Here is an 18995-nt window from a genome sequence, read left to right as displayed (position 1 = left end):
GCCGCCTCCCCCACGAGCACGGAGGCTCGCCATGAAAACCTGGATGTTTCTTCCCTTCCTCCTGCCTTGCCTCGCCCTGGCCGACGCCTGCCCGGACTGGCCAAGCGAACGCGCCAGCACCGAGCTCGCCGCCCTCGACACGCGCATCGCCGACTGGGACGTCCAGTACCACCGCGAGGGCCGTTCGCCGGTGGACGACGGGCTCTACGACCAGAGCCGCGCACGCCTGGGCCTACTGCGCGACTGCTTTCCCGCCGAGGCACCGCCAATCCGCGATCCCCTTGCCGGCGCTTCCGGCCGCGCCCGCCACCCGGTGTCCCAGACCGGCCTGGACAAGCTGCGGGACATCGACGAACTGCGCCGCTGGCTTGGACAACGCCGCGACCTGTGGGTCCAGCCCAAGGTGGATGGCGTGGCCGTCACCCTGGTGTACCGCCAGGGGCGGCTGGCGCAGGCCATCAGCCGGGGCGACGGTGACCACGGACAGGACTGGACTGACAAGGCACGGCGCATCGCCGCCATTCCGGCGCAGCTGGCCGGCATCGGCGATGGCGTACTGCAGGGCGAACTCTACTGGCGACTGGACGCTCACGTGCAGGCGGAACATGGCGGTCAGGGCGCGCGCGGAAAAGTGGCCGGGCTGCTCAATCGTCGCGAATTGGAAGAACGCGACGCCCTCGGCATCGGCCTCTTCGTCTGGGACTGGCCAGACGGCCCCGCGCAGATGGAAAAGCGCCTGCAAGGCCTGGGGGCAATGGGGTTCGAAGATGCCCTAGAACTTACCCACCCCGTCGCCAGCGCCGAGGACATCGCGACCTGGCGCGAACGCTGGTATCGCGCGCCACTGCCGTTTGCCAGCGACGGCATCGTCATTCGCCAGGGCATACGACCGGCGGCACGACGGTGGAAACCGCAACCGCCGAACTGGGCGGTGGCCTGGAAATACCCGTTCACCAAGGCCCTGGCGGAAGTCCGCGCGGTGGAGTTCAAGGTCGGTCGCACCGGTCGGGTCACGCCACTGCTGAAGCTGGCGCCGGTCGAACTGGATGGCCGGCGCATCCAGCGCGTCGGGCTGGGCTCCCTGAAACGCTGGCGAGCACTGGACATCCGCCCCGGCGACCAGGTGGCCATCGCCCTGGCCGGCCTGACGATTCCGCAGCTGGATTCCGTGGTACTGCGTGCCGCCGAGCGTCCCAAAGTGCAGGCGCCAGCGGCTGGCCAGTATCACGCCCTCAGTTGCTTTCGCCCGGAACCTGACTGCCGCGAGCAGTTCCTTTCGCGACTGGAATGGCTGGGCGGCCGCAAGGGACTGGCCTTGCAAGGAATGGGGCGCGGCACCTGGGCACGCCTGCAACTGACCGGACTACTGGACTGGCTGGACCTCGACCTGGCGGCACTGGAAGCCAGGCCGGGCATCGGCGCACTACGCGCCAGCGCACTGGCACAGCGCTTCAACGATGCCCGCGCAAGACCGTTCGCACGGTGGCTGGCCGCATTGGGCATGCCGCCCACGGGCGCAGCACGGCTGGAGGGCAACTGGGCGACGCTCAGCAGCAGGACCGCACGAGACTGGCAAACGCGCGAGGGCCTGGGGCCGATCAAGGCTGCCAGGCTGGAAGCCTTCTTTCAGCATCCGGACGTTCAGGCGCTGGCAGAGCGGCTCCGCAGCGCCGGGGTAGACGGATTCGCCGCGCCTCAGTAAGCGCGGAATTCCTTGTGGCAGGCCTCGCAGCTGTCTTCCACCTTCTGCACCAGGGGCGCCATGCCCTGGGCGGTCAGCGGGCGGGCCTGGGCGGCACTGGCGAGCTGGCCGGTGCTGGCTTCCAGCTCGCGCACGAGTGTCTGGAAACGCTCCTCGCGTTGCCAGACCTCATCGCGGGCGGCGCTGTCGGCGTCGCCTTCCTGTACCTGTGGAAAGTGCTGCCAGGGCTGACGGGAGAGCTGGTCCAGCTTGGTCGCGCCAGTGGCGAAGCGCTGCTCGTCGAAACTGATGCGGCCACGCAGCATGCCGCCGAGGTCTTCACTGGTACGCAGCATGTCCTTGAAGATCGCCTGGCGCTTGCCCAGCGGCGAATTGGGGTCCACGCCACCGCAGGCGGCAAGGCCCAGGCAGGCGGCGACAACGATCAGAAGCGTCTTGGCATTCATCGGCAGGATCACGGGTAGGGCTGAAGGCGGGCGACAGTATCCCCACCTGTCCGGCAAATACCAAGCCTGGCGACAGTTTGTCGCAGATCAATGAAGAGGCCATCCAGCCCGCACCAGCCGGCGTTTCCCGCCAGAATGTAGCCCCCGCGACTGGCGGAAAAACCGATGAACAGACGTTTTATCCTACCCGTGGCGACCCGCGCCGAGCTGCAGGCAGCCGAGCAGGCGCTGCTGCGCTGAATCCCCACGTGCGCCGACCGGGGTCGTGGTTCTGGCGCAGGCCGAAATCGCCCCCGGTGAACTTGGCTGTGGCGGTGGAGAGATGTCGCGCCATCGCCAGCCATCGCAGGCCTGCCCGAGCGAAACGCGCCCGGGCCAATGCATGATTATTCCTTGAACTGGTCCTTGATGAAGGTGATCTCGGTCTTGCCATGCGGCGCCGGAAGGCCGTCTTCACCGATGTTCACGAACACCATCTTGTCGATCGTCAGGATGCTCTTGCGGGTGATCTTGTTGCGCACCTCGCAACACAGGGTGATGGAGGTGCGGCCGAACTCGGTGGCGGTGATGCCCAGCTCGATGATGTCGCTCTGGCGCGCCGAACTGACGAAATTGATCTCGGAGATGAACTTGGTGACCACGCGCTGATTGCCGAGCTGGATGATGGCGTAGATGGCCGCTTCTTCGTCTATCCACTTCAGCAGGCTACCGCCGAACAGGGTGCCGTTGGGGTTGAGGTCTTCGGGCTTGATCCATTTGCGCGTATGGAAATTCATGCAGCGTCCTCCTTGTGTGAGATGGGATGAATCATGGACGCGCGACTAAGGCTTGTCGCAACAAGGGTTTCAATGGCTGCGATAGGCACCCGTCCGGGCGACGGAAAACCTTGGGCTTGCCCGCCAGCACCGCTATAATCCGCAGGTTTTTCAAACGACCGGCACAGCCCGGTCGTTCCCGCCTCCCTTCCGAGGGGCGCTGCAGCACGTGGTGCCTGTTTCGAATCAGGTTCCGCCTGTCAGGCTCGGAAGGGGCGTAGACCCGGTCGGCAGCCAGCTGATCGACAAACGCATCAACGGCGCCCATTCGCACACTACGAATGGAGACTCACGCATGAGCGCTGTCATGACGCCTGCCGATTTCACCGACTACAAGGTCGCCGACATTTCCCTGGCCGCCTGGGGCCGCCGCGAGCTGATCATCGCCGAATCCGAGATGCCGGCCCTGATGGCCCTGCGCCGCAAGTACGCTGGCCAGCAGCCGCTCAAAGGCGCGAAAATCCTCGGCTGCATCCACATGACCATCCAGACCGGCGTGCTGATCGAAACCCTGACCGCCCTGGGCGCTGAAGTGCGCTGGTCCTCGTGCAACATCTTCTCCACCCAGGACCAGGCCGCTGCCGCCATCGCCGCCGCCGGTATCCCGGTATTCGCCTGGAAGGGCGAGACCGAAGAAGAGTACGAGTGGTGCATCGAGCAGACCATCCTCAAGGACGGCCAGCCGTGGGACGCCAACATGGTGCTGGACGACGGCGGTGACCTGACCGAGATCCTGCACAAGAAATACCCGGCGATGCTGGAGAAGATCCACGGCATCACCGAAGAAACCACCACCGGCGTGCACCGTCTGCTCGACATGCTCAAGGCCGGCACCCTGAAAGTCCCGGCGATCAACGTCAATGACTCGGTGACCAAGAGCAAGAACGACAACAAGTACGGCTGCCGCCACAGCCTGAACGACGCCATCAAGCGCGGCACCGACCACCTGCTGTCCGGCAAGCAGGCCCTGGTGATCGGCTACGGCGACGTGGGCAAGGGCTCGGCCCAGTCCCTGCGTCAGGAAGGCATGATCGTGAAGGTCTCCGAAGTCGACCCGATCTGCGCCATGCAGGCCTGCATGGACGGCTTCGAAGTCGTTTCCCCGTACAAGAACGGCCTGAACGACGGCACCGAAGCCAGCGTCGATGCCGCGCTGCTGGGCAAGATCGACTTGATCGTCACCACCACCGGTAACGTCAACGTCTGCGACGCCAACATGCTCAAGGCCCTGAAGAAGCGCGCCGTGGTCTGCAACATCGGCCACTTCGACAACGAGATCGACACCGCCTTCATGCGCAAGACCTGGGCCTGGGAAGAAGTGAAGCCGCAGGTGCACAAGATCCACCGCACCGGCAACGACGGCTTCGACCCGCTCAACGACGACTACCTGATCCTGCTGGCCGAAGGCCGCCTGGTGAACCTGGGCAACGCCACCGGTCACCCGAGCCGGATCATGGACGGCTCCTTCGCCAACCAGGTGCTGGCGCAGATCCACCTCTTCGAGCAGAAGTTCGCCGACCTGTCGGCCGCCGACAAGGCCGCGCGCCTGACCGTCGAAGTACTGCCGAAGAAGCTGGACGAAGAAGTGGCTCTGGAGATGGTCAAGGGCTTCGGTGGCGTGGTCACCCAGCTGACCAAGCAGCAGGCCGACTACATCGGCGTGACCGTGGAAGGCCCCTTCAAGCCGGACACCTACCGCTACTAAGAGCCATGGGCAGCAAGCTGCGGGGAAGGTTCTTCCCGCAGCTTGAGGTCTGCCACTGAAGGAAATCTTCAATGTCCCAAGAACGCCGTTACAGCTTCGAGTTCTTCCCTGCCAAGACCGAAGCCGGGCACGAAAAACTCATGGCCACCGCCCGCACCCTGGCCAGCTACCAGCCGGATTTCTTCTCCTGCACCTATGGTGCCGGCGGCTCCACCCGCGACCGCACCCTGCAGACCGTGCTGCAGCTGGACGGCGAGGTGAAGGTGCCGACCGCACCGCACCTGTCCTGCGTCGGTGACAGCAAGGCCGAACTGCGCGCCCTGCTGGCCCACTACAAGGATGCCGGCATCCAGCGCATCGTCGCCCTGCGTGGCGACTTGCCGTCGGGCATGGGCATGGCCAGCGGCGAGCTGCGCTTCGCCAACGAACTGGTTGAATTCATCCGCGCCGAAACCGGTGACCACTTCCACATCGAAGTCGCCGCGTACCCGGAAGTTCACCCGCAGGCGCGCAGCTACGAGTCCGACCTCGCCAACTTCGTGCGCAAGGTCAAGGCCGGCGCCAGCAGCGCGATCACCCAGTACTTCTTCAATGCCGACAGCTACTTCTACTTCGTCGAGCGCGTACGCAAGCTGGGCGTGGACATCCCGGTAGTCCCGGGCATCATGCCGATCACCAACTACAGCAAGCTGGCCCGTTTCTCCGACGCCTGCGGCGCGGAAATCCCGCGCTGGATACGCAAGCAACTGGAGGCCTACGCCGATGACACGCAGAGCATCCAGGCCTTCGGCGAGCAGGTGATCACCGAGATGAGCGAACAGCTCCTCCAGGGCGGTGCTCCCGGTCTGCACTTCTACACCCTGAACCAGGCCGAACCGAGCCTGGCAATCTGGAAGAACCTCAATCTGCCGCGTTGAGTACCTTGTAGAAGACAAGAAGGCCGGGCGTTGTCCCGGCCTTTTTCTTTTCCGCATCTGCATGGCCGCGCAGGAGCGAGCTTGCTCGCGAACAGCCCCGGGCACGGCCTTCTCGAGCAAGCTCGCTCCCACAACAAGCGCTGACTCTGCCCGGAACGCCGCATCCGTCTTTAATCCTGTTTATCGGGATAACTCCGGGTTATGCGCGACCAGCGCCTAACGGAGCAGCATTTTCCCGGCTCCCGCCTGCGCCTCGCCGCCAACTGCACCGTCGCCATCCTCACCTTTGGCTATGGGCATAAGGATTATTCAGAAGTCAGGAGGCCGTCCCCTTACCTAGGATGCCCCCGCACCTGTCATCAGGCTGCAAAGAAGCGTGAGCCCGGCGGGTCTTTCCGCGGGCCTTCTTTGACCAGGCGGAGAGCATCATGAAAAGAACAACAACAGGCGTGGGGGCCATGTATCCCAGCGCCCTGGCCCTGGCTGTAGCGCTGTCCAGCGCGCTACCGGCACAGGCCGCCAGTTTCAACATCGGGGAGATCGAGGGCCGTTTCGATTCGTCGCTGTCCATCGGCGCCAGTTGGGCCATGGACGATGCCGACAAGGCCTTCATCGGCAAGGCCAATGGCGGCACCGCCTCGACCCGCACCAGCGACGACGGCCGGCTGAACTTCAAGAAGGGCGAGACCTTCTCGAAGATCTTCAAGGGCATCCACGACCTCGAACTCAAGTACGGCGACACCGGCGTCTTCCTGCGTGGCAAGTACTGGTACGACTTCGAGCTCAAGGACGAACACCGCCCGCTCTATGACATCGACGACAGCGGCCGCGATAACGCCGCCAAGTCGTCCGGCGCCCAACTGCTGGACGCCTTCGTCTACCACAACTACCTGCTCGGCGACCTGCCCGGCAGCGCGCGCGCCGGCAAACAGGTGGTGAGCTGGGGCGAAAGCACCTTCATCGCCAATGGCATCAACGCCATCAACCCGACCGACGTCGCCGCGTTCCGCCGCCCCGGCTCGGAGATCAAGGAAGGCCTGATCCCGGTGAACATGCTCTACGCCACCCAGGGCCTGACCGAGAACCTCTCGGTGGAAGCCTTCTACCAACTGGAGTGGGACAAGACCGTACTGGACAACTGCGGCACCTTCTTCGGCAGCGATACCGCGCCGAAGGGCTGCGATCTCGGCATGACCACCTTCGGCACCGACTTCGACCGCGACCCGGCCCGCTACGGCTGGGTGCCGCGCCTTCCGGATGACGAAGCCCGCGACGGCGGCCAGTTCGGCGTGGCCATGCGCTGGCTGGTACCGGCGCTGAACGATACCGAGTTCGGCTTCTACGCCATGAACTACCACAGCCGTACGCCGGAAAGCGTCTGGACGGTTGGCGCGCCCAGTCTGGCGGCGATCAGCGGCGCCCCCGGCCCGGCCACCGCGCGCTACCAGCTGGCCTACCCCGAGGACATCCGCCTTTACGGCATCAGCTTCGCCACAACCCTGCCGGATGGCACCGCGCTCTCGGGCGAGATCAGTCACCGACCCAACATGCCGCTGTCGCTCAACGGCACGGACGTGTCCACCGCCGCCAGCGTCGGCGGCCTGGTGGGTCTGCTGAACCTCGATGGCCTGGCGATCTTCGACACCGACTGGGCCGACACCAGCGCCGGCAGCCTGGTACAGGGCTACAAGCGCATGCCCTTCAGCCAGGCCCAGGTCACCGCGGTGCACACCTTCGACCAGATACTGGCCGCCGACCGCCTGAACCTGGTGGCCGAAGTGGGCTTCAGCCATATCGGCGACCTCGGTTCCAGCGATGGCTCGGACCTGCGCTTCGGCCGCAGCAGCGTGTTCGGCAACGGCGCCCTGCCGAGTTCGGCATCCGCGTTGGGCAGCACCGGCAACAGGGTATGCACCGCCCTGCTCAACACCACCAACCCGGACCAGTGCACCGACAAGGGCTTCTACACCGACAACTCCTGGGGCTACCGCCTGCGCGCGCAGCTGGAGTTCAACGACGCCATCGCCGGGGTCAACCTCAAGCCCAACCTGGCCTTTGCCCATGACGTCGACGGCTTCGGCCCGACCTTCACCGAAGACAACAAGTCGGTGAGCGTCGGCCTGGATGCCGACTACCTGTCCACCTACACCGCCAGCCTGAGTTACACCGATTACTTCGGCGGCGACTTCAACACCAATACCGACCGCGACTTCCTCGCCTTCAGCGTCGGCGCGAGCTTCTGAGGTCCCTGCACATGAAACTGAACATGATCGATTCACGACTCCTGCGCGCCGGCTGCATCGGCCTCAGCCTGCTCGCCACCCAGGCGCTGGCCGCGGTGCCGGCCGACCAGGTTGCGCGCCTTGGCGCCGACCTCACCCCGATGGGGGCCGAGAAAGCCGGTAATGCCGAGGGCAGCATCCCGGCCTGGACCGGCGGCCTGGCCAAGGACGCCGGCCAGCGTGACGCCGACGGCTTCCTTTCCGACCCCTATGCCGCCGACCAACCGCTGTTCACCATCACCGCGCAGAATGTCGAGCAGTACAAGGACAAGCTGACCCCCGGCCAGTTGGCGCTGTTCAAGCGCTACCCGGACAGCTACCGCATTCCGGTCTACCCGACTCGCCGCTCCATCAACCTGCCCCAGGGCTACCTGGACACCACCCGCGAAAACGCCGGCAACACCCAACTGGCGGAAAGCGGCAACGGCCTGCAGCACTACAAGAGCGGCGGCCTGCCTTTCGCCATCCCGAAGGACGGCCTGGAGGTGATCTGGAACCACATCGGCCGCTACCGCGGTCTTTCCCTGCAGCGCCAGGTGGTGCAGGCCTCGCCCCAGGCCAACGGCGCCTTCACCCCAAGCCTGGTGAAGCAGCAGCTGGCTTATCCGGTGGGCCTGTCGGACTACTCGCCGCAGGAGATGGAGAACATCCTTTACTTCTACCGCGAGGAATTCCTCTCCCCGGCTCGCCTGGCGGGCGGCGTGCTGTTGATCCACGAGACCATCAACCAGGTCCGGGAACCACGCATGGCCTGGCAGTACAGCGCCGGTCAGCGCCGCGTGCGCCGTGCCCCACAGATCGCCTACGACAGCCCCGGCGCCGAAGGCATGCGGACCCTGGACGACTTCGACATGTTCAACGGTGCGCCGGACCGCTTCGACTGGAAACTGGTAGGCAAGCAGGAGCTGTACATCCCCTACAACGCCTACAAGCTGGGCTCGTCCAAGCTGAAATACAGCGACGTCATCAAGCCCGGCCACCTCAACCCCGAGCACACCCGCTATGAGCTGCACCGCGTCTGGCACGTGACCGCGACCCTGAAGCCAGGCCAGCGCCACATCTACTCGCGGCGCGACCTGTACATCGACGAGGACAGCTGGCAAGCCGCCGAAGCCGACGCCTACGACGGTCGCGGCAACCTGTGGCGGGTTTCCGAAGGCCACACCAGCTTCTTCTACGACCAGCAGATGCCGCTGTTCAACGCCGAAACCCACTACGACGTGCAATCCGGTCGCTACGCGGTGAACGCCCTCTACAACGAGGAAAAGAACGCCTACCAGTTCGACATCAACTACAGCCGCAAGCAGTTCACCCCCAACGCCCTGCGTGCCACCGGTATCCGCTGATCGCATCGCGCTCCACCTTGGCGGCCTTCGGGCCGCCTTTTTCGAAGCTGGATCGGCCCACGGCCACCTTGTAGGGGCGATTTCAATCGCCAAGCAGGCCGAAGGTCTGCCCCTGGAACCCGCAGGGGCAGCTACGCCGCCCTTGGCGATTGATATCGCCCCCCACAGGAGAAGCATTTCATCACCCGGATGGAGTCCGGAAATTCCCGGCACCGTCGCACCGCTGAAACTTCTCTTTACAGCACCAGGCCCACTTCTTGCCTTAAAGTCGGCCCACTCTCCAACCACCCGGGCCCGTTCATGAAGTTGCACCAGCTCCGCGCCATCGTCGCGATCTGCGAGAGTGGCAGCATCCAGGAAGCCTCGCGGCTGCTCCATATTTCCCAGCCCGCCCTGTCCAAGGGCATCAAGGAGCTGGAGGCCGAGCTTGGCGTACCGCTGCTGGTGCGCTCCAACCGCGGCATCACCCTGACCGAGTACGGCGAACGCCTGGTGCGCCGCGCACGGCTGATTCTCGAAGAAGTGCGTCGCGCCCGCGATGAGATCGAAACCCTCAAGGGTGTGATGGACGGCAACGTCTCCATTGGCGTCTCGCCGGTGACCCCGGGGGCGCAATTCATCGCCAGCCTCAACCGTTACCGCAAGCGTTTCCCCAAGGTGCAGGTGAAGATTCACGAACTGCGCCCGTCGAAGCTGATGGAAGGCCTGCGCGAAGGTTTACTCGACCTGGTGCTCACCTCACTGCCGGCTTCCCGCAGCAGCGATGGATTCCACTGGACCGAGCTGTTCACCCAGCCCACCGTGCTCGCCGTGCGCAAGGGCCACCCATTGCGCCATGCCCGCTCCCTGGGCGAGTTGCGCGACCAGGAGTGGCTGCTGCAGGACTCGCTGGAGCAGTCGCGGGTCGGCTGGATGTTCGAAACCTATCAGGTGGAGCCGCCGGAACGGGTCATCGAATGCGCCTCGGTGGTGCTGTTCTCCGAACTGGCGCTGAACACCGACGCGGTGAGTTACTGGTCACTGCGCGTGCTCGACCATGTGCGCACGCTCGGCCAGGAACTGGAGACGCTCGACCTGGTGGAGCAGGTGCCGCCGATGAACATCTCCCTGGTGTGCCGTGACCAGGAATTGATGACCCGCGAAGCCAAGGCCCTCACCGATGAGCTGGTCTACGCCTACAAGAACCCCCATGCGCCCAAGGCCAGCCTGCTGCTCAACCCCGCCCCCTGAATCCCGCCGGCCCCGTCGTGACCTGCGCTGCCCGTTGGCAACGCGTGCATAACCAAAGCCGATACGCATGCCCAGAGGTGATTATCCCGGCCACCCCGGGCTGCGGCATGCTGCGCGCCATGCTGATCACGACAACAAGGGCAAACCATGCAGCTGATCCCACAGATCCTGGCCTGGCAGGATGAATTCGCGCAGATTCGGCGACGGATCCACCAGCACCCCGAGCTCGGTTTCGAGGAGCACGTCACCAGCGAGCTGGTGGCCGGCTACCTGCGCCAATGGGGTTATGAGGTCTTCGAGGGTATCGGCGGCACGGGCGTCGTCGGTGCCCTCAAGCACGGCAGTGGCAACCGCAGCATCGGCATCCGCGCGGACATGGACGCCCTGCCGATCCAGGAAGAAAGCGGCGTGCCCCACGCCAGCCGCGAAGCCGGCAAGATGCACGCCTGCGGCCATGACGGCCATACCGCCATCCTGCTCTGCGCTGCCCGCTACCTGGCCGAGACGCGCCAGTTCGACGGCACCCTCAACCTGATCTTCCAGCCCGCCGAGGAAACCCTGGGCGGCGCCCGGCGGATGATCGAAGACGGCCTGTTCGAGCGCTTTCCCTGCGATGCGGTCTACGCCCTGCACAACATGCCGGGGCTCCCGGTGGGCATGTTCGTCAGCCAGCCGGGGGCCATGAGCGCCTCGTCCGACGTGGCGACCATTCGCCTGATCGGTGTCGGCGGCCACGGTGCCATGCCGCACAAGGCCCGCGATCCGATCGTCGCCGCCGCCGAACTGGTCCTGGCGCTGCAGACCATCGTCGCGCGTAACGTGCCGGCCGGCGAGGTGGGCGTCATCACAATCGGCGCCATCCAGGGCGGTGAAGCCCATAACGTGATCCCGGATGTGGCCACCCTGAAACTCAGCGTGCGCTCCACCAGCCCGGACATCCGCACCCTGCTGCGCCGACGCATCACCGAAATCAGCCAGGGCGTCGCCCTTGCCCATGGCATCGAGTTGGACCTGGACTACGACGAGCGCATCGGCGTGCTGGTCAATACGCCGGCCGAGACCACGCTGCTGCAGCAGGTAGCACGCGGCCTTGTGGGCGAAAAGGCGGTGCTCACCAGCGTGCCCAGCGGCTACCTGGGAAGCGAGGACTTCGCCTCCATGCTAGAGGCGCGCCCGGGTTGCTACATGGTGCTCGGCAATGGCAACAGCGGCCCGAGCGGCTGCATGGTCCACAACCCCGGCTATGACTTCAACGACTCCGCCATCCCCTTCGGCGCCAGCCTCTGGGCGCGTCTGGTGGAAACCTACCTGAGTGAGACCCGAGCATGAGCGTCCCTTCCGACAGCCGCCGCCCCCTGGTGGTGGCCCTGCTGATGGCCGTGATGGTCATCAGCGTGCTGGACAAGAGCATCTTCGCCTTCGCCGGCCCGCAGATCATCGACGAGCTGAAACTCAGTCCCGAGCAGTTCGGCTTCATCGGCAGCGCGTTCTTCTTCCTCTACTCCATCTCCGGCGTGCTGGTGGGCTTTCTCGCCAACCGCCTGCCGAGTCGCGGCATCCTGGCCGGCATGTCCGTGGTGTGGATGGTGGCCCAGCTGCTGACCGCCCTCAGCAGCAGCTTCTTCGCCCTGGTGGCCAGCCGCATGCTGCTTGGCGCCGGTTGCGGGCCGGGCACCGCGGTGACCCAGCACGCCTGTTTCAAGTGGTACGCACCGCGCGAGCGGGTACTGCCTTCGGCGCTGATCCAGGTGGCGATCATGCTCGGCGCGATTGCCGGCGCATTGTCGCTGCCGCTGCTGATCCAGCACTTGGGCTGGCGCGTGGGCTACCTGATCCTGGCCGCCATCGGCCTGGTGTGGCTGGTGCTGTGGCTGGTGTACGGACGCGAAGGCCAGCATGACGATGCCGAGGGCGAAGCCTCCGGCGGCACCGCCCCCTATCGCCACCTGTTGCTCAACCGCACCTTCGTTTTCATTACCCTGGCCGGCTTCTGCAGCTACCTGCCCACTGCGCTGATTTACAGCTGGGTGCCGGTGTACCTGCAGAAGGGCCTCGCGATGACGCCAATGCAGTCCGGCTACGTGGTGATGGCCGCCACCGTCGGCGTGATTGCCCTCAATCTGGCGGTTTCCAGCCTCTCGCAGCGCGCCCTCAAGCGCGGCGCCAGCGTACGCCTGGCAATGGTCGCCCCACCCATGCTGGCCTGCCTGGTCGCCGGCCTCGCCATGAGCCTGATGGGCTTCGTTGAGCAGGGCCTGACCGCGACCCTGGCGCTGTACCTGGTCGGCGGCATCCTGGTGAACCTGCTGCCGGCCTTCGCCAACAGCATCGTCGCCTTCATCGCCCCGCCCCGTCAGCGCGGCAGCATGCTGGCCATTCACATTGGCCTGATGACCAGCGCCGGCATGCTCGCGCCCCACGTGGTCGGCCAGGCTGTCGGCTGGGAGGGCGGCGACATCGCCAGGGGCTTCGAACTGGCTGTCGGGCTGTTCGGCCTGGCCCTGATCGCCGGCGGCCTGCTCGGCCTGCGCCTGATCGACCCGGAACGCAGCCGCGCAAAGATCGCCACCCACTCCACTGAATCCGCCATCACGCCGGCCCCGTGCCAGGCCTAAGTCAGGAATCACGCTTCATGCATCAACGTATCAGCGCTCCGCAGCAGCGGCCGGCCACCCTGGAACTGCAACCCTCCTGGCGGGAAGCCGAGGTCGAGGACGGCTTCTGCGTGATCGCCGTGGGCGACATCATCATCACCCACGCCATCGCCCATAAGCTCAAGCGCAAGTCCCCCGAGTTGCTGGACATCCTCAGTCGCGGCGATGTGGTGGTCGGCAACTACGAAGGCTCGGCCATCGACCTGAAGACCTACGACGGCCACCCGGAAGCCGAGTCCGGCTTCGCCTGGCTGATCAGCGACCCGGACGCGCCGGCGGACCTCGCCTCGCTGGGCTTCAACCTCATGGCCCGCGCCAACAACCACGCCCTGGACTGGGGGACAGCCGGCATGCGCATGACCAACGAACTGCTGGATGCCGCCGGCATTACCCACGCCGGCACCGGCGCCAGCCTAGCGGCCGCCCGGGCGCCGGCTTTCGTCAACACCGACCGGGCGCGGGTGTCGCTGATCTCCTACGCCACCACTTTCGAAGCCAACTCGCCGGCCAACGACGGGCTGGGCGTCGTGCCGCCGCGCCCCGGCCTGAACCCGCTGCGCACCACGCCCCATCGCCTGGTGTCGGCTGAAGACTTCGCCGTGCTCAAGCGCCTGAACGACCAGGAAGCCTTCCAGGACCATTACCTGCTGAAAGCCCTCTACGGCCAGCACAGCGTGCACCTGGGGATGGCCCTGCACTATCGCGTCGATCCGAACGCCGCCGCCGGCTCGCTGCGCATCCACCATGAGTGCGACAAGCGCGACCAGGCCGAAATCCTGTTAAACCTGCGCCAGGCCAAACAGACCTCCGACTTCACCATCGTCGCCCAGCACACCCACGAGCCGGACAACTTCACCACCGAAGTGCCCAACTACCTGCCGACCCTGGCGCGCAGCCTGGTGGACAACGGTGCCGACATGCTCTGTGGCCACGGCCCGCACCAGATTCGCGGCATCGAGGTCTACAACGGCAAACCGCTGCTCTACTCCCTGGGCAACTTCTGCTTCATGGACAACAGCCAGCAGGTCGTGGCCCGCGACGAGTGGGAGGAGATGGAATGGATGGCCGCCGAAGCCATCGTCGGCCCCAAGGGCATCACCAACCCGCGGATCTCCACCCCGGCCGAGTTCCTCGAGTGGAAGCGTGTGGTGGGCATCTTCAGCGAGCCGATCTGGTTCGAAAGCGTGGTCGCCGAATGCCGTTTCAATACGGATGGCCGCCTCAAGGAACTGCTGCTGCACCCCATCGAACTGGGTTTCGACGGACGTGACGCCGAACGCGGCATCCCGCGCCTGGCCTTCGACAGCGCGGACAACCAGCAGCAGGCGCGGCGCATCCTCGAGCGCCTGCAGACACTGTCCGCCGAGTTCGGCACGCAGATCGAGATCGACACGGTGGAACTCGGCCAACGCGTCACCAGCGTCGGCCGGGTGGTGATCCCGGCAGCCTGATTGACCCGCGCCGACCGGCGCCCAGCGCGGTGGCCCATCCGGTCGCCAACCGCTCCCCTGCCCTCATTGCCGTCGCCAGGCACCGGCCACAAACCAGTGCCCGGGCACGGCCGCGCCCGTGAACGACCACGGGCGCATGACACGGAACCTGAAATGGACCTGACCTGTTTCTCCCGCGACTACGCCGAAGCCCGCCGCAAATTCCTCGAAAGCTGTGACCAGCGCGGCCTCGCCGTAGAGTCCCACCTCCACCCCATGCGCGGTTTCGACAACGAGCATCTGGCCCTGGACCTGGCCTACAGTGGCCCGCGAGATGCCGCCAACCTGCTGGTGCTCAGCAGCGGCTGTCACGGCGTCGAGGGATTCTGCGGCTCGGCGATCCAGGTCGACCGCCTGCGCGACGAGGCCTGGGCCGCGCGTTGCCGGCGAGACGATCTCGCCGTGCTCTACCTTCACGCCCTCAACCCCTACGGCTTTTCCTGGCTGCGCCGGGTGAACGAGGACAACGTCGACCTGAACCGCAACTTCCTCGACTTCACCCAGCCGTTGGCCGATAACCCCGACTACCGCGCCGTAGCACCCTGGCTGCTGCGACCGAACCTGCTGAACGACCTGCGCCTGCTCGGCTATGCCCTGCGCCATGGCAAGAAAAGCCTGCAAAGCGCCATTTCTCGCGGCCAGCACAGTGACCCGCATGGGCTGTTCTTCGCCGGAACCCGGCCGACCTGGAGCAACCTCACGCTGCGCCGCGTCCTGCGCGAATACGGACGGCAATGTCGGCGCATCGCCTGGATCGACGTGCACACCGGGCTCGGCCCTCACGGGGTGGGCGAACGCATCTACAAAGGACATCAACAGGCCGCGGCCATCGCCCGCGCCCGCCGCTGGTGGGGCCCCCAGGTGACCAACAGCGCCGAAGGCACCTCGGTATCGGCGAAGCTCAATGGCACCCTCGACCAGATGGTGATGAGCGAGTGCGAACAGGCCGAATACAACGGCCTGACCCTGGAGTACGGCACGCTACCGGGACGCAAAGTCCTGTACGCGCTGCGCGCCGAGCAGTGGTTGCAGAACCACCCGGACGCCGCCCACACGACACGCGAACGCATCAAGCAACGGTTGCGTGGCGCTTTCTACCCACAACAGGACGGCTGGAAACGAGCGGTACTGGGTCAGGCACGCGAGGTGATGGACCAGACCCTGGCCGGGTTGGCCAGTCCACTGGATTGATGGCGGCTGTATCCGCCTGCGCGATGGGGTCGCGAAGGCGGTCACAGCTTCGGTTCTTTGACCCTTGCCGTACTACCCACGGCGCTTGCGGCCACGTAATCTGGCCACATGCCATTACTCAGCATGCTCCTCCTCACCCTGCTCGCCAGCCTCGGCTCAGCCGTCCAGGCCGAGCCCCTGCGCATCGTCAGCGAGCCCTGGGCACCCTATATCTACGAGGAGAACGGCCAGCCCCGCGGCCTGGACTACGAGGCCAGCGCCATCGTGTTCCAGCGTCTGGGAATCGAGGTGCAATGGAGTCTGATGCCCTGGAAGCGCTGCCTGGTGGAGCTGGAGAGCGGGTCGGCCGATGCGGTGCTGGATATTTTCCAGAACCGGGAACGCGAGAAGCAGATGGCCTTTCCCCGCGAGCCGTTGTCGCAGGTGGAGTTCGTGCTGTTTTACGCCCGGCAACGGCCCTATCCCTTCCAGCGCCTGGCCGATCTTCAGGGTCTGAAAGTAGGTGTCTCCCCCGGCTACTGGTACGCCGACCAGGCCTTCCGCACCTCGCCGTTGTTCATCCGCGAGCCAGCCCCCACCCACGAGGCCAACCTCGGCAAGCTGGTGCGCGACCGGGTCGACCTGGTGGTGAACGACCGCCGGGCAGGACAATTCCTGCTCCGCCAGATGGGGCTCGAAGACGAGGTCGGTCAGCACGCCAAAGTGATCAGCCGCGACCACCTGTACCTCGCATTTCGCCGTCTGCCGCGCCTGGAAGGCCTGGCCGAGCGCTTCGGCGAAGCGCTGCGGCGCTTCAAGCAGGAACCCGAATATGCACAGCTGATAGCCCGCTACCAGGAGCCCGGTGGAGACATCTCCAGTAACCGTTGAGCACCACAAGGGCTGTACATTGTCGAGGAGCTGTTATACTCGGCGCTCCGTCAGGCATACGCCCGGACGCTGAGCCATCCCTTCGGCCAGCAGGACCGGTCGGGACCGCGCGCCATCGCCGCGATTCTAGCCAGACACGATCACCCTATTGGGCCAGCCCCTTAGAACTACACAGGATTTCCCATGTCCTTTGCTTCCCTCGGTCTCTCCGAGGCATTGGTCGGCGCCGTCGAAGCTGCCGGCTACGCCCAGCCCACCCCCGTGCAACAGCGGGCCATTCCCGCCGTGTTGCAAGGCCGCGACCTGATGGTTGCTGCCCAGACAGGTACCGGCAAGACTGCCGGTTTCGCGTTGCCCGTTCTGGAACTGCTGTTCCCCAACGGTCACCATGACAAATCCCAGCGCCACGGCGCGCGCCAGGCGCGCGTACTGGTACTGGCCCCCACCCGCGAACTGGCGGCCCAGGTACACGACAGCTTCAAGCTCTACGCCCGTGACCTGAGCCTGACCAGTGCCTGCATCTTCGGCGGTGTCGGCATGAATCCCCAGGTGCAGGCCCTGTCCAAGGGCGTGGACCTGCTGGTGGCCTGCCCCGGCCGTCTGCTCGACCTGGCCGGACAGGGCAAAGTCGACCTCTCCCATGTGGAAATCCTCGTGCTCGACGAAGCCGACCGGATGCTCGACATGGGCTTCATCCACGATGTGAAGAAGGTCCTCGCCAAGCTGCCGCCCAAACGCCAGAACCTGCTGTTCTCGGCGACCTTCTCGAAAGACATCGTCGACCTGGCCAACAAGCTGCTGCATGACCCCGAACGCATCGAGGTAACCCCGCCGAACACCACGGTGGAGCGCATCGAGCAGCGCGTGTTCCATCTCCCCGCCAGCCACAAGCGCGCCTTGCTGGCGCACCTGATCACGGTCGGCGCCTGGGAGCAGGTACTGGTCTTCACCCGTACCAAGCACGGCGCCAACCGGCTCGCCGAATACCTCACCAAGCACGGCCTGGCCGCTGCCGCGATTCACGGCAACAAGAGCCAGAACGCGCGCACCAAGGCCCTGGCGGACTTCAAAGCCAACGACGTGCGCATCCTGGTCGCCACTGATATCGCCGCCCGCGGCCTGGACATCGACCAGTTGCCCCATGTGGTCAACTTCGAGCTGCCCAACGTCGAAGAAGACTACGTGCACCGTATCGGTCGTACCGGCCGTGCCGGCCGTAGCGGTGAAGCCATCTCCCTGGTAGCACCGGATGAAGAGAAACTGCTGAAGGCCATCGAGCGCCTGACCAAGCAGAAGATCCCGGACGGCGACACCCAGGGCTTCGACCCGGCGACAGTCGAAGCCGAACGCCCCGAAGCGCGCCCATCGCGCCCCGAACGCCAGCCGCGCGCCGACAAGCCCAAGCGCGAAGGCAAGGCACCGGCACACCAGGCTGCCGGTGAGTCCAAGGACGCCACCGGCGAAAGTGCCGAAGGCAAGGAGCGCAAGAGCCGCAATCGCCGCCGTGGCAAGGGTAAGGGCCAAGGCCAGGAGCAAGGCCAGCAAGGCCAGCAAGGCCAACAGGCTGCCGGCCAACGACAGCCCCAGCCCCAGCCTCAACAGCCCAAGCAGGCACGTCCGCAGCAGTCCAACTCAGATCGCGATCCGGAAGAGTTCCTCGATGACGAGGTGGACAACTTCGGTAACCGCGTCGACTACGTCAGCCCCTACCCACCCAAGGGCCAGAACCAGGGCCGCAATCAGCGCCGTGGCGGTCAGGGCCAAGGCCAGGCACCGCGTCCGCAGGGCCAAGGTCAGGGTCAGGGCCGCAGTGGCGGCGGCGGTCAGAGCCGTAGCCAGGGCAGCAACCCGGCTCCGCGCCAGGGTGGTGGTGGCCAGAAGCAGGGCCAGAAACAAGGCCAGCAGCGCCAGGGCAAGCCCGCCAAAGGCCGTGGCAACGGCCCGCGCCGTGGCGAAGATCAACTGGTGTCTCGTGGTCGCGACGAGCCGGCCGTGCAGGACCCACGGGCCAACAAGCCGGCACCGAAGATCATCATGAAAGAGTCCCGCACCGACCGCTTTCCAACGCCGGAGCAACTGGACGAACTGCAACAGAGCAACCGCCCGCGCGGCGAGAAACCGGCATTGCTGACCCGCAATCGCTGAGTTTCAGCTGCTCATGAAAACGCCGGCCCAGTGCCGGCGTTTTCGTTTCCGTGAGGAGCGCATTCCCCCGTGTGAGCGATTTCAGTCGCGAATGAATTCGCTCACAGGCCCCCCGACGCCGAAGGATGAGCTTCAGCCGTTCGGCATAACGCCGCTGGTGGATGGAAAGGCGTCATCCACCCTACGTGGCCAAGGCGTTGAC

General features: G+C 65.6%; 14 protein-coding genes and 1 riboswitch. Of the genes, 12 read left to right on the top strand and 2 right to left on the bottom strand.

Annotated features, from left to right (window positions below; all coding sequences use genetic code 11):
- Positions 1-31: 31 nt before the first annotated feature.
- Complete coding sequence (ligB, locus tag G559_RS0118000; RefSeq protein ID WP_028629577.1) at positions 32-1702, top strand: NAD-dependent DNA ligase LigB; 1671 nt, start codon at positions 32-34, stop codon at positions 1700-1702.
- Here ligB and G559_RS0117995 read toward each other — a convergent pair.
- The gene (locus G559_RS0117995; protein ID WP_028629576.1) at positions 1696-2148 is read right to left on the bottom strand and encodes a c-type cytochrome; all 453 of its coding nucleotides are present in this window, start codon (positions 2146-2148) and stop codon (positions 1696-1698) included. The two genes, ligB and G559_RS0117995, sit on opposite strands and share 7 nt — an antisense overlap.
- 386 nt (positions 2149-2534) lie before the next feature.
- Positions 2535-2924: an acyl-CoA thioesterase gene (locus G559_RS0117990; RefSeq protein WP_028629575.1), complete on the bottom strand. Its 390-nt coding sequence runs from the start codon at positions 2922-2924 to the stop codon at positions 2535-2537.
- A 185-nt stretch (positions 2925-3109) separates the two neighbouring features.
- Positions 3110-3236, top strand: a riboswitch (S-adenosyl-L-homocysteine riboswitch).
- Between the two features lie 22 nt (positions 3237-3258).
- Between G559_RS0117990 and ahcY the strand changes: the two genes are divergently transcribed.
- The 11 genes from ahcY (at position 3259) to G559_RS0117935 (ending at position 18793) form a co-directional block, all read left to right on the top strand.
- Entirely contained in the window at positions 3259-4668 is a 1410-nt protein-coding gene (ahcY, locus tag G559_RS0117985) for an adenosylhomocysteinase (RefSeq protein ID WP_028629574.1), read from the top strand.
- A gap of 71 nt (positions 4669-4739) precedes the next feature.
- Positions 4740-5585, top strand: a complete 846-nt coding sequence (gene metF / locus G559_RS0117980) for a methylenetetrahydrofolate reductase [NAD(P)H] (protein WP_028629573.1) — start codon at positions 4740-4742, stop codon at positions 5583-5585.
- A 428-nt stretch (positions 5586-6013) separates the two neighbouring features.
- A complete protein-coding gene (locus G559_RS0117975; protein WP_036997554.1) occupies positions 6014-7828 on the top strand; it encodes a DUF1302 domain-containing protein in 1815 nt (604 codons plus the stop codon).
- Between the two features lie 11 nt (positions 7829-7839).
- Positions 7840-9213, top strand: a complete 1374-nt coding sequence (locus tag G559_RS0117970) for a DUF1329 domain-containing protein (RefSeq protein WP_036997552.1) — start codon at positions 7840-7842, stop codon at positions 9211-9213.
- Between the two features lie 300 nt (positions 9214-9513).
- Positions 9514-10443 (top strand): LysR family transcriptional regulator, encoded by a 930-nt coding sequence (locus G559_RS0117965; protein WP_028629570.1) that lies wholly within the window; start codon positions 9514-9516, stop codon positions 10441-10443.
- Positions 10444-10590: 147 nt separating this feature from the next.
- A complete protein-coding gene (locus G559_RS0117960) occupies positions 10591-11772 on the top strand; it encodes a M20 aminoacylase family protein (RefSeq protein WP_028629569.1) in 1182 nt (393 codons plus the stop codon).
- On the top strand, positions 11769-13058 hold the full coding sequence (locus G559_RS0117955) for an MFS transporter (RefSeq protein WP_028629568.1): 1290 nt from the start codon (positions 11769-11771) through the stop codon (positions 13056-13058). Before G559_RS0117960 ends, G559_RS0117955 begins: the two co-directional genes overlap by 4 nt.
- A 17-nt stretch (positions 13059-13075) precedes the next feature.
- The gene (locus G559_RS0117950) at positions 13076-14548 is read left to right on the top strand and encodes a CapA family protein (protein ID WP_028629567.1); all 1473 of its coding nucleotides are present in this window, start codon (positions 13076-13078) and stop codon (positions 14546-14548) included.
- Positions 14549-14701: 153 nt separating this feature from the next.
- Complete coding sequence (locus G559_RS0117945; RefSeq protein ID WP_028629566.1) at positions 14702-15778, top strand: M14 family metallopeptidase; 1077 nt, start codon at positions 14702-14704, stop codon at positions 15776-15778.
- A 108-nt stretch (positions 15779-15886) separates the two neighbouring features.
- Positions 15887-16648, top strand: a complete 762-nt coding sequence (locus G559_RS0117940; protein ID WP_028629565.1) for a substrate-binding periplasmic protein — start codon at positions 15887-15889, stop codon at positions 16646-16648.
- A gap of 183 nt (positions 16649-16831) precedes the next feature.
- Positions 16832-18793, top strand: coding sequence for a DEAD/DEAH box helicase (locus tag G559_RS0117935; protein WP_028629564.1), 1962 nt, complete (start codon positions 16832-16834; stop codon positions 18791-18793).
- The last annotated feature ends 202 nt before the right edge of the window (positions 18794-18995 follow it).

Source organism: Metapseudomonas resinovorans DSM 21078, from assembly GCF_000423545.1.
In the GTDB taxonomy this organism is placed as follows: Bacteria; Pseudomonadota; Gammaproteobacteria; order Pseudomonadales; family Pseudomonadaceae; genus Metapseudomonas; species Metapseudomonas resinovorans.
This window is presented reverse-complemented; position numbering and strand designations above follow the sequence as displayed.

Bases quoted from the DNA above. Each gene is read 5' to 3' on its own strand.
- G559_RS0117970 (WP_036997552.1), top strand. From the start codon at position 7,840: ATGAAACTGAACATGATCGATTCACGACTCCTGCGCGCCGGCTGCATC.
- G559_RS0117945 (WP_028629566.1), top strand. From the start codon at position 14,702: ATGGACCTGACCTGTTTCTCCCGCGACTACGCCGAAGCCCGCCGCAAA.
- ligB (WP_028629577.1), top strand. From the start codon at position 32: ATGAAAACCTGGATGTTTCTTCCCTTCCTCCTGCCTTGCCTCGCCCTG.
- ahcY (WP_028629574.1), top strand. From the start codon at position 3,259: ATGAGCGCTGTCATGACGCCTGCCGATTTCACCGACTACAAGGTCGCC.
- G559_RS0117965 (WP_028629570.1), top strand. From the start codon at position 9,514: ATGAAGTTGCACCAGCTCCGCGCCATCGTCGCGATCTGCGAGAGTGGC.
- G559_RS0117975 (WP_036997554.1), top strand. From the start codon at position 6,014: ATGAAAAGAACAACAACAGGCGTGGGGGCCATGTATCCCAGCGCCCTG.
- G559_RS0117955 (WP_028629568.1), top strand. From the start codon at position 11,769: ATGAGCGTCCCTTCCGACAGCCGCCGCCCCCTGGTGGTGGCCCTGCTG.
- G559_RS0117940 (WP_028629565.1), top strand. From the start codon at position 15,887: ATGCCATTACTCAGCATGCTCCTCCTCACCCTGCTCGCCAGCCTCGGC.
- G559_RS0117990 (WP_028629575.1), bottom strand. From the start codon at position 2,924: ATGAATTTCCATACGCGCAAATGGATCAAGCCCGAAGACCTCAACCCC.
- G559_RS0117935 (WP_028629564.1), top strand. From the start codon at position 16,832: ATGTCCTTTGCTTCCCTCGGTCTCTCCGAGGCATTGGTCGGCGCCGTC.
- G559_RS0117950 (WP_028629567.1), top strand. From the start codon at position 13,076: ATGCATCAACGTATCAGCGCTCCGCAGCAGCGGCCGGCCACCCTGGAA.
- G559_RS0117960 (WP_028629569.1), top strand. From the start codon at position 10,591: ATGCAGCTGATCCCACAGATCCTGGCCTGGCAGGATGAATTCGCGCAG.
- G559_RS0117995 (WP_028629576.1), bottom strand. From the start codon at position 2,148: ATGAATGCCAAGACGCTTCTGATCGTTGTCGCCGCCTGCCTGGGCCTT.
- metF (WP_028629573.1), top strand. From the start codon at position 4,740: ATGTCCCAAGAACGCCGTTACAGCTTCGAGTTCTTCCCTGCCAAGACC.